This window comes from Ignavibacteriales bacterium (assembly GCA_026390795.1).
Lineage (GTDB): Bacteria > Bacteroidota > Ignavibacteria > Ignavibacteriales > Melioribacteraceae > Fen-1258.
This window is the reverse complement of the sequence record JAPLFG010000003.1, coordinates 2,390,489-2,406,678: the sequence shown is the minus strand read 5'-3', so window position 1 is coordinate 2,406,678 and position 16,190 is coordinate 2,390,489. Positions and strand designations below refer to the sequence as shown.

The window sequence follows — 16,190 nt, the reverse complement described above, 5'->3', positions numbered from 1 at the left end:
CTATGCCTCCATCTCAAAAGTTACAAAGTTCACATTCATAGCTGTTCCTCCCATCAATGGATCGGTTTTATATTTGGTAATAAGTTGAGCATCGCTTGCGCCTTTGCCGAATGCACCTTTAAGCATTTTAGAATTGTGCCCGAAACCATGAACCATATAAACACAATCTGGTCTGATTCTTTCCGTTATCTTAACTTTAATTTTATTGCTCACAACACCATCTTGATTCTTCAATCGAACGTGCTGAGCATTTTTTAATCCAAAGCGATTTGCTACATCCTCGTTCACCCAAATTTCATTCTCATCCATCATATCCATCAAAATTCTATTTGATTGAGTACGGCTAAATGAATGAACCGGTGCGCGCCCGAATAACAATCTGAAATATCCGGACGGCGGCTGTTCCGGTCTTTTATATTTTGGAACGGGATCGAATCCGGCTTCAGCCAGTTGCGGCGAGTAAAATTCGATCTTGCCGGACGGAGTCGCAAATTCCGGAACAATTCCATCTTCAAAAAAGATTGGCACTTTATTACCGTGAATAATTCCTTTCTTCTTCATCTCTTCTAAACTCATTCCGATTTTCTTCAAACGAAAATCGAGATACTCTTCAATATCATTCCAAGGATAGTAATGACCAAGCCCCAATTTTTCTGCAAGTTTTTTTGCGATCCACCAGTTTGGTTTTTGGTCGTTTGGTGAATCAATAACAGGCTGGCGGATTCCTAAAAATTGTTCCTTAAATGGAGATGAGTGTAAATCATCATAACGTTCCAGATAAATAGATTCCGGAAGAACAACATCTGCCCATCCGGCAATCTCGCTTGGAATTACATCTACAACAACCATCAGATCTAAATTCTGAATTGCTTTAATTGTTTCTTCTTCATTAGGTAACGCGTGTATTAAATTTGTAGCATAAACGAACCAGCTTTTAATTGGGTACGGTTTACCTGTTATAGTTGCGTCTCTAACTCCGGTTGTAATTTCTTCTGATGCGAATGGATATTTTTTATCAGGATTATCAACTTTGGGTTTTGTTGGTTCAGGATATGCGGGATATGGATAAGCTGGAACTCCAAATTTTGTCGGGTAGAAGAATCCGCCTTTTCGTCCCCAACTTCCCATAAGTGCATTTAACAATGCAATTGCGCGCGAACGCTGTGTATCATCTCCATACCAGGTTGTGTGTCTTCCGGGATGGATTAATGTTGCCGGTTTATGTTGAGACATAACTCTTGCTGTTGTCCGGATCAATTCGGGATCAATTCCCGTTTCCGGATAAGCCCACTCGGGTGTGAATTGAGAAATTTCAGCTGCGAATTGTTCGAAACCAAAACCAAATTTTGTAACGTATTCTTCATCATAGAGTTTTTCAGAAACGATCACATTCATCCACGCGAGAAGAAGCGCAATATCTGTTCCCGGTTTAATCGGTAAATAATATTTTGCTTTAGATGCAGCCACTGAAAATCTCGGGTCAACTACAATAATTGCAGCGTCCTTCTGAACCGCAGTAGCAAATTCTTGCACTTGTGAATTATGCATGTTCTCACCAAGATGAGAACCAATGAGCACAAGACATTTTGAATTTTCTATGTCGGTTCTTTCAGGCGAACCGATAGCCTCACCAAATGTTAATTCGAAGCCAACATCCCTTGGACCCCGGCATTGCGCAAATGACGGTGCCGAAATATTTTGTGTTCCGAATGCATTGAGGGTATGTTTCAAAAAATTTCCGCCAATACCGTGAGCAAAAAACGCAACCGCTTCCGGTCCATACTTAGCTTTAATTTTATTCATCTTCTCCGCGATGTAATCAAATGCTTCACCCCACGTAACTTCTTTCCATTCTTCTTTACCTCGCGCCCTTGTTCTGATTAGCGGCGAACGTAAACGATCAGGATCCGAATAAGCTCCAATGCCGCCTGTTCCTCTGGGACATAATCTTCCTTTGCTTAATGGATCTTCGGGATGTCCTTCAATTTTCCACAGCTCACCGTTTTTTAAATATGCTATGGCTCCGCATTTCCAGAAACAGATATCGCAGTAAGTTGGAATTTTTTGAATTCCTTTTACTTTTTCTTTGTTGATTTTTTTAGCTCCTTTGATTACCGGACCGATAGAAGAAACAGCTGCAGCAGCGCCGACTGTAAATCCGGAAATCTTTAGGAATTTTCTTCTTGAGATAGAATTCATCCTTACCTCGTAATCGATTTTATTAATTCTTTTATCTTACCACACTCAGAATATTTTGAATAAACTTCGCATGATCTGCATTCTTTTTTTTCACAAATTGTTTGGGGATGGTGATAAGTCCAGCATGGCTCATGGCTTCCAGCGTAAGCTTTACAGATCTTTCGATCATCGTCAGAGCATTTAACTATATCCCAACACGGAATAAGCGAGTAAATTGTTTTTATACCGTTGATGCTGATCTTTGCCTCGTTAATCGCATTCCGAATACATTGTATCCGCTCAATATCCGCTTTAGAAAAAAGTCTTTGATTCGATTTTTTCTTATAAGGAATGAAAAGCCCTTCACGCTCGTACATTCGTAAAGTATGTACAGAAATTTTCAGTAGTTGAGCTGCGGCACTGATTGTAAAGATGGGTTCATTTTGTGCAACGTTTATATCGTTCATATAAGTTGTCTTGTTGTTGATATTTATAAATATCAACTATGTTGCCAATTATAAAACGAACTATTCATTCGATTTCAGTAAAAAATCAAAGGTTTTATTTTTATTATTAAGAAATAGAAAAAATAATTTCTTGGATTTGGAAATAAGGAGAGTGATAGTCTTGGACAGAGATATAAAGAGGAGTTTATATCTGCAAGAATATTAATTCCATATTGGCAAAATACATTTTTTGGTCAGCATCGATTTGGTTTTTAAAAAATCTAAGACCGCTTCCTTCATTATTCTTGTGCTAGAAGAATGACAATTTAAGCAAGCTCCAACTGTAAGAATTTTTTTCTGCTCTTCAATTGAAAATGGACGTGTGTTATCTCGAGTAGTTGAGTTGAAACTTCTCTCCTTCAGAAAACCAATCCATGCGTCTTCAGGAAGTCCATCTTGTTTGATAATTGAATATTGCGGTATAAATTTCCATTTTCCTGTATTACCAAAAATTTTGTATTCAAGTTTTCCTCTTCCGTATCCGAGTGCAAGAGGATTGTTATGACACGATTCGCATGAACGCGCGTTTTTAACAATTGTATGAGAAAAACCGGGCGCAAATAATCTTTTGAAAATCGGTTTCTCATTTTTAGTTTTATTTTTATTAATTGTTAAAACCATTCCCGGTATAAATTCTTCAACTACTTTTTTGGTAATTCCATTCTCATTAGTTTCTCTAATTCCAAGAGTTGACGGTTCAGGCAATAAATCTTTTGGATGTTCAAGCCACTCTCCAGCTTCTTCTTTATTTGAAAGAAGATCGAACATTGTTCCTTTATCGTCATATTCTGTATGGCATCCAATACATTGCGGAGACCATGAGCTATGACATGAGTTGCACGATAAATTTTTATGTGCCGCTCCTTCTACACAAATTTTTGCCGGATTTTTTATTTCCGATATCTTTCCGGAAAATTTTTGTATTAAATACGATTTACCATTCTGCACAAATGCATTGACAAGCGGAAAACCATTCCTAGAGACAGTCAAATAATTTTTGTCGTTATCATTCAGTTTCTTCAATTGAGCTATTTGCTTCGATTCAAAATCAAAATCGCTAAATTTTTGAGTGACCGGGGCAGACGTTAAATGACAATCCACACATTGTACTTTCATCTGCTCTTCTTTGTGCAAATTATATTTTCCATCTCCCATTAATTCATACGAAGTATGGCAATCAATACAAATCATTCCACGTTCCGAGTGTACATCCGCTTGAATTTTTGTTACAACTCTTCCATCATCAAGAATTCTAAATCCCACTTTACCTTTTATTTCTTCGGGTTTAAGGAGTGTTTCATGCCAACCGTCATAACTCAAAGAAATTCTACCCGAGCGTGAATGGCATCCGAAACAATGTTTATTTTCCACTTGTAAAGTAATTGACGGATGGAATTTCTCATTCGTTCCTTCCTTCTTTCCTTCTTTTCTTATTTTCTTCAATTCTTCTTCTGCTTCTTTTGAGTAATTAAGATGACAAGCAAGACATCCGCCGCCGCGTGATAATTCCTCAACCGGTCCAAAATCAGTTTTCTCATTGGAAAGATGACACGAGGCGCACAAATTTCTTAAATGTGTTTCAGCGGACGAGAATCCGATTGAATCAATCGGGAATCTGAATGTTGGTGAATCAGATTCGTCGAAAACCCATTTATCAACACTAACAACACCGTTCATAGTATTCATTATATTATTATTCATTCTGGAAATCATTTGAGGATGGCAACCGTTAACGCCGCAGGTTTTTTCCGCATTGGATGAATTGCCGGGAATGAGAACCATATTCTGATGTGCTTTTATTTTATCCTCTGTTAATCTGTTTCCAAGATGACAGGAATAACATCCGATTTTTTCCGGATCGTGGGAAATTTCAAACCCCTCCATTTTATCATGACATGTAACACACCCTTCTCTACGATTGAGAATAAGTGGTAATTGGCGGAATGCAGATTCATCAACTCCGGTTTGTTTTTTGAGCAGTTCAATTCTATACAGTTCGGCTTTTTCGTCAACCGGAACATTTATGAACCAATAAACTCCGTAGATAAAAAAGCAGGCTGCAAGGAGTACAAAAAAATACGATGTTAATAAGAATTTTATATTTGGTTTATACCTTTTTCTCATCCTAAAATTTTCTTTTTGATTATCTCAAAGTCATTTTGTGTGTTCATGTTGAAAAAGATTTCTTCGTTATAGAATGGAATATCTTCTGCTTTGATTATTTCAGCTCCGGTATTAACTATCATTTTTTTTATACTTGAAGAACTTTTTCCATTTTTATTAATAGAATTATTTGAACTTCGTAGAATATCTTCAATGGTTCTGATTAATGATTTACTATAAATTCCGCATAGATGTTGATTTCTTCTGTTTGCTGAAGTGATTAGTAAATCGCTCTTAGTTTTATATTCGGTAATGTAACGAATCAATTCTTCCGACATTAATGGTAAATCGCATGAGAGAAAAAAATTTTTATTTGTTTCGGAAATTTCTAATCCGGCATGTATTCCTGAAAGCGGACCAAGACTTTTGTAGATGTCTTCAATCATTGGGGTATTGAGAAACCTATAGATTTCAAAATCGTTTGTGCACAAAAATACATTTTCAAAAATATTCAGCATTAAATCAAGTGAGCGTTCAACAATAGTTTTATTTCCGATCTTAAGAAGTGCTTTATTTATACCCATCCTTTTGCTATCGCCGCCGGCAAGAATGAATCCCGTTAGCTCTTTATATTTTTTGTTCATGAATTATTCTAAATTTGAAAACTCTTAGAAGTAATTTCCCAAATAAAATCTTTAAAACAAAAAGAGGCACCGGTGTGCCTCTGGGAATTGATTTGACAATTTTAATTCATGTCTTATCTGTAAAACCTAGATGTTGAGATACTCATCCCATATGTTATAAAGTTCGAATGTAGCTTTAACATCTTGTCCGCAGTAAATTGCAATGTCCTTCATCCTTCCGGCTCGGTAAAGTTCTTTAACATCCATACCCGTAATTCCTTTGGATTTAGGCGATTCTACACCGAAAGCATGACAATAGAAATCAAGATTAAATTTTTTAGTAAGACCGTAAAATGTGAGTTGTTCAAGCATATCAATATGGTGAGTTGAATCGTAACGATTCTTCAGATAATTTTTTGTTGGTTTAACTTTGTTTAAAACCGAGCGAATCATTATGAAGGGCAGATCAAAGTTTCTACCGTTGAATGAAATTAATTTTTCCGCTTTGTCTGCATACTTCCAGAAATATGATAGCATTTGTTTTTCATCTACTGGTTTGTACTTAATAACTTTTTCTTCAGCAATCCATTCATCATCATTTCCGCCTTCAAAAAAGACCATCGATTTGCCGGTTTCTGTGTTGAACAATCCAAGTGAAATAATTTTTGCTGTGTACGGATAGAGACTGAGATAGCGCATAGTTTCATCGACCAATTCGCTTTTTTTCTGGCAATCTTTTTCGTATTCGGTGTATCGAAGAAGGAATTCCCGTTGGGATTCTGAAAGGGTTTCAAAACCAAAACTAACAGTTTCAATATCAAAAACAAGATTCATAATGCCCCACTTATTTACTTGTTCCTGTGTTAAACTAATGAATTTTAATAATAAATGATACAATATAAAATGTTAAAATTTACCTGGTCGGATTATTGTAAAAATTTTAAATTCATTATCTTAACACAAATTTTTTTGAGTAAAAAATGGATTTAAAAAACCGGGCTTTGTTTATCGATCTTTTAAAAGGGCTTGCCTTAATTATTATGATCGAAGTGCACGTTGTTAATGCATTATTAACCCCGGCGCTTAGAGATACATGGTGGTTTGCCCGTTTGAATTTTATCAATGGATTAGTAGCGCCTTCCTTTAGTTTCGCTTCGGGATTGGTTTTTGTTCTTTCTCTACAAAAAGGGATTGTACAACTAAGAACATTTGGTAAGGAATTTTGGCGCAAAGTATCAAGAATTGGATTAATCTTTTTTGTAGGGTACTCGCTTCATATTCCTTATTACTCGTTCGCAAAAATTTTGGCTAATCCCACACAGTCTAATTTAGAAAGTTTATACACTGTTGATATTCTTCAATTAATCTCAACAGGACTTATATTTCTTCTCCTTGCTCGAATTGTGATCAAATCGGAGAACGGTTTTTACAATTTTTCTTTGATTATCACTGCACTTGTATTGATTGTAAGTCCAATAACATGGAGTATTGATTTTGCAAAGTACATGCCTCTTTTCTTCGCAAATTATTTTAACAAAATGCACGGCTCTTTATTTCCGGGATTTCCATGGTGGGCTTTTGTTTTTAGCGGTGCTTATGTCGCAAAATATTACATCAAAGCTCGAAAGGAAGGAGCCGAAAAAGAGTTCGCAAAAAAACTGATTATTTATGGTACAGCATTTTATCTTATTAGCGTGATTGTTCAATATATCTTATTTCCGACTCAGACAGCCAAATATCGGCCAAGCCCATTTTTCTTTTTCGAAAGATTCGGAGTTATTCTTTTTGCGCTTGGAACATTCTGGTTTTATTTGCACAATAAAGAGAATTATAAATCGCTCATACTGGATGTTAGCCGTGAATCTCTTTTAGTTTATTGGGTACATCTACAATTAATTTACCAGCAGGTAATTTTAGGCAAAAGTTTAATTCAGATTTCTCGGCAGGATTACAATTTATTTCAATGTCTGATCGTAACTGTGGTTTTGATTGTACTAATGCTTGTGCTTGCAAAAGTATGGGGCAATTTAAAAAGGACGTACCCGTTTTATTCACGTTGGTTAACAGTATCGGTACTATGTATAGCAACGTTAATATTTTTTATACGTTAGGTTGTTTTAATAATTTCTAAATGTTTTTCAAATTTTTGCACTGCTTCATAAAACTCATTCGGGATTGGAATTGACTTATTTGTCGCTCTGTTAATATGAACTACAACCCCGCCGCCTCGAGCAATTATTTTACCTGTGTTATTATTTTCCACAATATGCTTAAATCCAAAACTAGTATTCTTGATAAATTCTATCCGGGTATAAATATTAAGTTCGTCGTCCATATACGCAGATGCTATGTAATCACAGTTGTTATGAACCATGATGAAAAATGAGTTGCCTTCCAATATTTCCATCAGCCCAAAATTTTTCTTGATGTCTTGCATATATTTAATACGCGCATCTTCAAAGTAGTTGAAGTAAACCGCATTGTTACAAACCCCAAGAATATCAACCTCGTGGAAACGAACAACTTCAACGATTTTATGTTTGTAATTAGTTATATCCATTTATTCTTTCTATCCCTTCTTGATCATAATCATAATCTTATTCTTGCTCATTTTGAAAATTAATCAAAAGAGAGAGCAAGATTAAGATCATGAAAATTTTATAACATTATCTGTTCAAAAATCTTTGCTGCTTCTCCAATTTCTTCCATCGTAGCATCCATGTGAGTTACAGCCCGTATAACACCAACTTTTCCTGTTCCAAGTAGAACTCCTGCATCTTTACTTTTTGCCAGGAAATTATCTACAGACATTTTTAACGGTGTAAACATTACAATATTTGTCTGCACAAATTCTTTTTGAATCGCTAATCCCGGAATCTTTGAAAGTGCCTCCGCCAATATTTTTGCCTTTAAATGATCTTCTTTCAACCTCGGAATATTATTTTTGAGTGCGAATAAACCAGCTGAGGCGAGAATTCCAACCTGGCGCATTCCGCCGCCCCAAGCTTTACGTACACGGTAAGCTTCTTTAATGAAATCTTTAGTCCCCGCAATTATAGAACCGATCGGCGCACCGAGTCCCTTTGAAAGACAGCAAGAAATTGAATCAAAATGTTTTGCGTAATCAGCAGGTGAAATTCCGGTCTCAACAGAAGCATTCCAAATTCGTGCACCATCAAGATGGAAGTAAAGATTATATTTTTTTGCTAATTCACTTAAAGCAATAATGTTGTTTATCGGATTAATTGTTCCACCGGCACGGTTGTGTGTGTTTTCAACTTCGATAACTTTTGTACGCGCCATATAATATGCGCTCTCGGGACGAATCAACTGTTCAACTTGTTCAAGAGTGAATATACCTTGCGTACCATCAACAAGACTTAGCTGAATCCCGCTCAAGGCAGCTGGCGAACCCGATTCGTATTGAAATATGTGAGCATCTTTTTCGCAAATTACTTCATCGCCGGGTTGAGTAAGTACGTTCAAACAAATTTGATTTCCCATCACTCCGCTCGGGACAAAAAGTGCAGCCTCTTTTCCGAGAAGTTCAGCGGCATATCTTTCTAATTCATTTGCTGTCGGATCTTCTTTGTACACATCATCGCCTACTTCAGCATCATACATTGCCTTGCGCATTTCTTGTGATGGTTTTGTTATAGTGTCGCTTCTTAAATCAATAATTTTTTTCATGAACTTTTCTTCAGTTTAGTTGAGATTTTTTTATAAATAAAAAACAAAAAGGTTCCAATTGAAATGAAAGAAGAAAACAACGGCATTATAGATGGGTAACGTGAATAAAATGTCATTCCATCTTCTATAGTTGCATCTACAACAAGAATATCACGTGTAAAAAGTTTTGTTGAGGCAATTGTTCTTCCGAGCGGATCGATTATGCAAGTAACTCCGCCATTAGCGGCGCGGACTACCGTCTTCCGGTTTTCCACAGCTCGTAGAACAGAAATTTCTTTATGCTGATACGGTCCGCTTGAATTTCCGTACCAGCTGTCGTTTGTGACTACCACAAGTAAGTTTGCGCCCTGTTGGACAAAGCCAGCAACAAATTCTGGATAAATTGATTCAATACAAACAACGCCGCCAACTTTAAGAGGAAGATTATTCGATTCATTTAGATTAAATACAGTTTGAGTCTTACCAACATTCCAGCTTGATATACCAACTTCCCATTTAATAAAATCACCTAAGAATGGAAGTTCTTCAACGAACGGCACATGCTCACCAAAAGGAACGAGTTTTATCTTTCCATATTTCTGAACTTCGAGAGAGTAAGGTGTAAAAAGTAAAATTGAATTATAAGATGTATACAGAACGCCGCTCTTTGTTTCTTTTGCATCTTTAGGAGATTCATTTTTATTAAAATAAAAATTTACATCCGGCATTCCGGTCATCAGAAAAATATTTTTCGTGCTGACAAAATTGTGAATACGGTCAACCTGATCTGTATAATTTCCAGAGAGGAGATAGACGGGCAAAGCGGATTCGGGCCAAATAATAAGTTTTGCGCCTTTGTTAATTGCACTTTGCGACAATTCCAAATATTGACTAAGCTGATCATCAAGATTACCGGCTTTCCATTTATCCCACGGATTCAAATTTGGCTGGATCAATCCGACTTTTATTTTTTTATCTGCAATCTTGAAACTATTTATCCTTACAACTCCATAGATCATCACAACAAAAAAAAGCGCAACTGCTGCTAAAGCAAATTTATTATCAATCTTCTTTTTTTCTTTCAGATCTTTGATTGAGAGATAAATAAAAATATTAAGGAACAGAATGATCAGTGAAAGACCATAGACGCCTACTATATCTGCGGCTTGTATAAATGTATTGAAGTAGGGTAAACAATTTCCCAACGTAAGCCATGGAAAGCGTAAGTCGGTTAAACTATAGAGATATTCAAATGTTACCCAGTAAAAGGGAAAAAGGAAAAGTGCAATCCTTTTACCAAAAGTTTTTTTTGAAAAATGATAAAGCGTTGGTATAATTAAATAGAAGAAAGGATTAAAGAATAAGAGTGCGGCGCCAGAGATCATCAAAAATGTGTCCGCTTCTTTTGTCCAGCTTCCGACCCAGTATAATGTTATTAAATTAAAAAAGAAAAGAATGAAGTAGGTAAAACGGTTCAGCGATGCAAGAGTTTCTTTTTTTTCAAGTACATAGAGAAATGGGATAAAAGCAAAGAAACTTAGAAACGGCAAAGGAATCGGCGGATAGGAGATGCCAAGCATTACACCGCTTAAGAGCCCGAGCAACAAATTTTTCTTTCGTTCCTTTCTCTCTTCGGTTGTTAAAACTATTCTATACTTTTCAAGAAATTTCATTTGTCTTTTTCTTTTTCAACCAAAATCTAATCAAAACAAAAACAATTACTAAGAATGTGAGTGATAAAATGATCATCGAATATTTAGAAAGATAAGAATCAATTAGTTGCAGATTCTCTCCCAATTTAATGCCTAGAAAAATCAGCAGGGCATTCCAAATAAATGAACTTACCCAAGCATAGATAAATGTACGCATCGGTTTAAGACGGTGTACTCCGCAGAAAAAACTGACTACCGCACGAGTGCCTGGGAGAAATCGATTGATTATAATTATATTATAACCGTACCTGTGAAAGAATAGATCGGCTTTAATCAAATATTCTGCTTTGATAAATTTAAATTTTCCTTTGCGAATTATTTTTTCGCCAAAAAATTCACCTATTAGATACATTACAATAAAACCAAGTCCGCTGCCGATACTAGTAAGCAATAATATCGGTATGAAACCAAGAGTTGAATTTGCAATTAAAGTTGCCCCAAAAAGGACAACAAAATCGCTCGGTGAAGGAGGAAAAATATTTTCGACGAAAGCAAAAAAGAAAAGAACAAGATAGATTAGTGCCGGATCGAGAGTGCTGATATAGGAAATTATTTCATGAAGCATTATTTATCTTTTTTAGTTAGAAGAACAACTGCATGGGCAGCACAACCTTCTTGACGACCGACAAATCCTAATTTTTCTGACGTAGTCGCTTTGATGGAAATACGATCAACGTCTACATTTAAAATATTTGCTATAATTTTTCTCATCTCGGGAATAAATATAGAAAGTTTGGGCTCTTCAAGGAGAACCGTTGAATCCACATTTCCAATTTCGTAATGGAAATCGGCCATCAAATAAAAAACATGGTTCAGCAATTGTTTACTGTCGGCATCTTTGTATTTAGGATCGGTATTAGGAAAATGTTTTCCGATATCACCGAGCGCGAGAGCACCAAGGATGGCGTCGCATATCGCATGAAGAAGAACATCGGCGTCGGAATGCCCAAGCAATCCTTTTTCGGAAGGAATTTCAACTCCGCCAAGAATTAATTTACGGTCTGTTGAAAATGGATGGACATCATAACCAAAACCAATTTTAAATTGTGCGCTCAATACCGTACCTCAAATTTAGTGAACTCATTTTTTGATTCGCTCCACTTTATAGATGCGTTTTTCACATCGGCTTGTGAAGGACCTATCTTTATTTTATTGAAAAATTCTTCAATCACTGCCAATTCACCTTCTACAACTGTATAAACTTCTCCGGTATATAAATTTTTTGTATAGCCTTTCAATCCAAATTTCTCAGCAAGTCTAACTACAAAATATCTGAATCCAATTCCTTGGACAAGACCGTTAATTAAAATTTCTGCCCTCTTCATTTGTTATTTTCTTTTCGAAGAATGAATCATAAACTTCGGAAACAATTAAGCCAAGAAAAATCAGCGCACATCCTACCAAACCAAAGTTAGTGATTTTCTCACTTAGTAAAAAGAATGCAAAGATTGCTGCAAAGATCGGCTCGAATGAGTAAATGATTCCCGCTTTTGTAGGACTTACTACTTTTTGAAATTTTGTTTGAAGTCCTATATTAAAAAGTGTTGCGAGGACAGAAGTATAGAGCAATCCGAAAATCAAATATTCTGTGATTGAGATGTGAATTGATTCGATCGAGACTCCCGAGAAAAGGAATGCCGCGATAAAGCTAAGAACAGAGGCAGTGGAAATCTGCATAAGCAGAATTGTCCAGAAATGATTCTTCAACGAGATAACATCGATATAAACTATATGCAGAGCGAAGAAGATGGCACAGATTAGTGTTATTCCATCTCCGAAATTGAAGTTGGCTCCCAGTTCGCCGAGAAAATCTTTTATTGATGTTCCGCCGCTTGATAAAAAAACTATTCCGAAAAAAACTAGAAGTGTTCCAATCATAGAACCTTTTGACGGAAGTTTTTTTTCAATGATCATTTGAAATATTGGAATCATCACAACTAACGATCCGGTCAGAAATCCGGATTTGGTTGCCGATGTATATTTAAGCCCGAGCGTTTGTGTTAAAGAACCAAGGGAAAGGAATAAACCGAGGAACATTCCCGGTAATATAGATTTTAGATCAATCTTAATTTTTCTAACAACCATAATTAAAAGAAGAATTGAAGCTGCAATTCCATAACGGAATGAAACAAAAAGCATACTTGAAATATCGTTAAGGGATTCTTTAATTATTACAAATGTACCGCCCCAGAGAAGCGTCATTAAAAGAAGAGCACCCTCGCCAACATATTTACCGGAAGTTTTTTGAGCAGGGTTATTTATCATCCGCCTTATAGCCAAAACTTTTTAACATGTTCGGATTTGACCGCCACTTCTCCCGTACTTTTACACGCAATTCAAGATAGACTTCGTGATGTAAAAATTTTTCAATGGCTTCACGGGATTCTTGACCCAGCATTTTTATCGCTTCCCCCTTGTTACCGATAATAATCGGTTTCTGTGATTCTTTTTCTACTACAATTTCCGCACTTATAAAGTCTTTAGCATTTTCGCGTTCTTTATACTCGGCAATTAAAACTTCGGTACTGTATGGAATTTCATCTCTGTATCTTTCAAAAACTTTTTCTCGAATGATTTCGGAGACAAAGAACCGTTCGGTTTCGTCGCTCAATTGATCATCGGGATAATATTTTGGATGTTCGGGAAGAAACTCAAGTATTGATTCAGTAACCGAAGAAAGATTAAATCCTTCCGAAGCTGAAATTGGAATTATCTTTTCAAAAATTCCTTTTGCGGATAGATCTTTTATGAGACTTTCAACAACACTTTGATTTGAGAGATCTATCTTATTGATCAGTAATATCTTTTTTAATTGAGTATTCTCAAAAATTTTTGAAACACGTTCATCGGAAAGAGTTTCTGAACCGTTCGGATCTGCTTTGATATCAATAATGAATAAAATCAATTCGGAATCTTTTACTGACTGATAAACATATTCAAGCATTCTCTCCTGTAAAAGATATTCCGGATTTAGAATGCCAGGTGTATCTTGAAAGATAATCTGGTAATCTTCGGCAGAAAGAATTCCTAAAATTTTTTTACGAGTTGTTTGCGGTTTACTTGTTGTGATTGAAAGTTTTTCGCCGATAAGAGCGTTCATTAATGTTGATTTACCAACGTTGGGCTTTCCTATTATAGATACGAATCCCGATTTATGTGACATATTCTTCTTTTTTATTGTGGAGGCAAAAATATCGAAAGTATGACTGATACGCTAATGGACAATTCTCTAGTAATGCATCAGTATTTGTCATGCCCGAACGTTTCTATTGGGCATCCACTATTAGATTTCAGCTAAAAATTTAAGGGGATGGTACTACCGATAGAGAGTCTTTATCTGGGTCGTCGAGGACCATTCTTCGACGAAACTAAGCCTGTCCGGATTTCTCGATGTCAAGGAGTGGTCCTTGACAGCCGGGGGAACGTCAAGCTGACACTGAAGCCCAATATTTTTTAAAAGTTGAAGTTAAGGACTAAAGCTAAAATTATTAACGTCAAGCCGAAACCGAAGCTCATAGCGAACTGCAGCCGAAGCTAATAACTTCCAGCCCCAATAACGCCAAACCCCTTGTTGTAGGTAGCCTGATTTCGTGACAAAGAGTGCATTTACCAGCTCTTGTTTTTTGTTGTCAGAAAATTGATCATCATAAAAGCAGAGTGTTACCGACTAAATAGGATCATAATTAATCATTGAGACGTTTAAATGGTCGGGTGTTGTTTTGACCAGCCCGTCGCTTCTTCGTAAGCGTAACCGATTTGGCAAAGTATTGCCTCAGTCAGAGCCCCACCCATCAGTTGGAAGCCAGGAGGAGGCATTCCATTTTCTGCTTTTCCGCAAGGAAGGGTTAACGACGGAATGCCCGCCAGGTCTGCTGCGTCAGCAAACCGAAAATTAAGCTGCTTACTAAAGTGAGCAATTAGCCCTTCAGACATATTTGCCCTCCATAGTTGTTCGGTAACGCCTTTGACCATTCCACATGCAGGGGCTGCAAAAGCATCTACTGCCGACAAAGCCATACGGAATTTATCGGTGAAATCTTTTTGAAACTGGCGTGCCTTGTTGTATTGTTCGTTGGTTACATGGCTACCTATCTCAAGGAACTCGGCTATGTATTTCCCGTATTCTGTTTTTCTAAGTGGATAGGTCGCTTTGTGTGCTTCATAAGCTTCCCGGGTAGCAATCGTAAACCACGCATTGCCATGTTCTTCTTCTGTCGTTGGTATTTTAAAAGAAACAATGGTTGCCCCCAGCTCCTCCATTTTGCGAACAGCAGCATCAATACAGCTTGCCAATGCAGGATCAACTCCTTTATTAATATATTGATGATCAACACCAATTTTTAAACCTTTCATCCCGTTCCTGATGCCGGCTGATATGTTGGGTGCTTTGCCCGGCAAAGAAGTCGGATCGTTTGGATCAAATCCTGCTATAACTTCCAGCATTAGTGCCGCATCCAAAACAGACCGGCACATCGTTCCCACATGATCAAGAGAGCCAGCAAATGTTAACACCCCATAGCGGCTCACTAATCCGTAAGTAGGCTTAAGGCCTACAATACCGTTAGCAAATGACGGAAAACGTATAGAACCTCCTGTATCAGTCCCTATCGATCCAAAACATAGTCCGGCAGCAGTGGCAACACCCGAACCGCTTGATGATAAACCTGTCCACAGGTCTTCACCCCATGGATTTTTTGGAATTGGTGTGGTGGAATTGTAGCCACCTGTTGCACCTTCGGTAAGATTTAGTTTTCCAAGTATCACTGCCCCTGCATTGTGAAGCCGTTCAACAACAGTTGCGTTGTAGGACGGAATAAAGTTGGCTTTGAATAAATGTCCGCCGGTAGTAGGTGCATTGGTGGTGTATAAAAGATCCTTCACGCCAACAGGTACACCATGCAATGGCCCCCAGTATTTGCCCTCTGCCAACTCTTTATCCAAAGCTTTTGCATCCGTCAATGCATCCTTGCCCATTACAGTAATGTAGCTGTGCAAACGATTGTCTATAGCCGCTATCCTGTCAAGCATTATTTGCGTGAGCTCTTCTGAGGTTATTTTTTTCGTTCGTATCCATTCGGCAACTTCAGCCAATGTCTTATAATGTAAAAATTGCAATTCAAAAGATGATAGTTTTGATTTTTGACTTGTGCAGCTATAAGGAATCCAAAAAGATAAAGCACTTAAACCAATAAGGTTAATTGCCTTGCGTCTTGGCATTTTTTGTCCCGGACACCAATTGGTTTCATTAACATTTCTCATAGCAGTTTATTAAGTTTTTGAGAAGCATATTTAGTTATTGATTTTAAACAGTAATCAAATCTACCACATTCAGCCAGAACTTACATAAGGTTGCCTACAACGGCGTGGTGCTTAAGCCGCAGCCAATAGAAGACAGCTTA

Annotated in this window: 15 protein-coding genes; 1 reads left to right on the top strand and 14 read right to left on the bottom strand. The window is 37.0% G+C overall.

The genetic code is table 11. The features are described from left to right. The 5 genes from NTX65_13975 to NTX65_13955 all read right to left on the bottom strand — a co-directional run bounded on the left by NTX65_13975 (position 1) and on the right by NTX65_13955 (position 6,244). Entirely contained in the window at positions 1–2,199 is a 2,199-nt protein-coding gene (locus tag NTX65_13975) for a molybdopterin-dependent oxidoreductase (GenBank protein ID MCX6170449.1), read from the bottom strand. A 2-nt stretch (positions 2,200–2,201) separates the two neighbouring features. Further along, a complete protein-coding gene (locus NTX65_13970; protein ID MCX6170448.1) occupies positions 2,202–2,645 on the bottom strand; it encodes a MerR family transcriptional regulator in 444 nt (147 codons plus the stop codon). Positions 2,646–2,846: 201 nt separating this feature from the next. Continuing rightward, a complete protein-coding gene (locus NTX65_13965; protein MCX6170447.1) occupies positions 2,847–4,808 on the bottom strand; it encodes a hypothetical protein in 1,962 nt (653 codons plus the stop codon). After that, entirely contained in the window at positions 4,805–5,431 is a 627-nt protein-coding gene (locus NTX65_13960; protein ID MCX6170446.1) for a molybdenum cofactor guanylyltransferase, read from the bottom strand. The genes NTX65_13965 and NTX65_13960 overlap by 4 nt, the downstream gene beginning before the upstream one ends. Positions 5,432–5,557: 126 nt before the next feature. Continuing rightward, positions 5,558–6,244, bottom strand: coding sequence for a ribonuclease H-like domain-containing protein (locus NTX65_13955; GenBank protein MCX6170445.1), 687 nt, complete (start codon positions 6,242–6,244; stop codon positions 5,558–5,560). A 146-nt stretch (positions 6,245–6,390) separates the two neighbouring features. Here NTX65_13955 and NTX65_13950 point away from each other — a divergent pair, with 146 nt between their 5' ends. Next, a complete protein-coding gene (locus NTX65_13950) occupies positions 6,391–7,521 on the top strand; it encodes a heparan-alpha-glucosaminide N-acetyltransferase domain-containing protein (GenBank protein ID MCX6170444.1) in 1,131 nt (376 codons plus the stop codon). On the opposite strand, the gene NTX65_13945 is transcribed toward NTX65_13950, so the two are convergent. The 9 genes from NTX65_13945 to NTX65_13905 all read right to left on the bottom strand — a co-directional run bounded on the left by NTX65_13945 (position 7,518) and on the right by NTX65_13905 (position 16,008). Then, a complete protein-coding gene (locus NTX65_13945; GenBank protein MCX6170443.1) occupies positions 7,518–7,970 on the bottom strand; it encodes a thioesterase family protein in 453 nt (150 codons plus the stop codon). The genes NTX65_13950 and NTX65_13945 overlap by 4 nt on opposite strands. Positions 7,971–8,068: 98 nt before the next feature. Then, positions 8,069–9,100: a beta-eliminating lyase-related protein gene (locus NTX65_13940; protein MCX6170442.1), complete on the bottom strand. Its 1,032-nt coding sequence runs from the start codon at positions 9,098–9,100 to the stop codon at positions 8,069–8,071. Next, a complete protein-coding gene (gene lnt / locus NTX65_13935) occupies positions 9,097–10,752 on the bottom strand; it encodes an apolipoprotein N-acyltransferase (GenBank protein MCX6170441.1) in 1,656 nt (551 codons plus the stop codon). Before lnt ends, NTX65_13940 begins: the two co-directional genes overlap by 4 nt. Next, positions 10,739–11,356 (bottom strand): DedA family protein, encoded by a 618-nt coding sequence (locus NTX65_13930; GenBank protein ID MCX6170440.1) that lies wholly within the window; start codon positions 11,354–11,356, stop codon positions 10,739–10,741. The genes lnt and NTX65_13930 overlap by 14 nt, the downstream gene beginning before the upstream one ends. Beyond that, a complete protein-coding gene (ispF, locus tag NTX65_13925) occupies positions 11,356–11,847 on the bottom strand; it encodes a 2-C-methyl-D-erythritol 2,4-cyclodiphosphate synthase (protein ID MCX6170439.1) in 492 nt (163 codons plus the stop codon). The genes NTX65_13930 and ispF overlap by 1 nt, the downstream gene beginning before the upstream one ends. Continuing rightward, positions 11,844–12,116: an acylphosphatase gene (locus NTX65_13920; GenBank protein ID MCX6170438.1), complete on the bottom strand. Its 273-nt coding sequence runs from the start codon at positions 12,114–12,116 to the stop codon at positions 11,844–11,846. Before NTX65_13920 ends, ispF begins: the two co-directional genes overlap by 4 nt. Continuing rightward, the gene (locus tag NTX65_13915) at positions 12,091–13,056 is read right to left on the bottom strand and encodes a DMT family transporter (protein MCX6170437.1); all 966 of its coding nucleotides are present in this window, start codon (positions 13,054–13,056) and stop codon (positions 12,091–12,093) included. The genes NTX65_13920 and NTX65_13915 overlap by 26 nt, the downstream gene beginning before the upstream one ends. After that, on the bottom strand, positions 13,046–13,954 hold the full coding sequence (gene era / locus NTX65_13910; GenBank protein ID MCX6170436.1) for a GTPase Era: 909 nt from the start codon (positions 13,952–13,954) through the stop codon (positions 13,046–13,048). Before era ends, NTX65_13915 begins: the two co-directional genes overlap by 11 nt. Before the next feature lie 536 nt (positions 13,955–14,490). Next, entirely contained in the window at positions 14,491–16,008 is a 1,518-nt protein-coding gene (locus NTX65_13905) for an amidase (GenBank protein ID MCX6170435.1), read from the bottom strand. Positions 16,009–16,190: the final 182 nt, after the last annotated feature.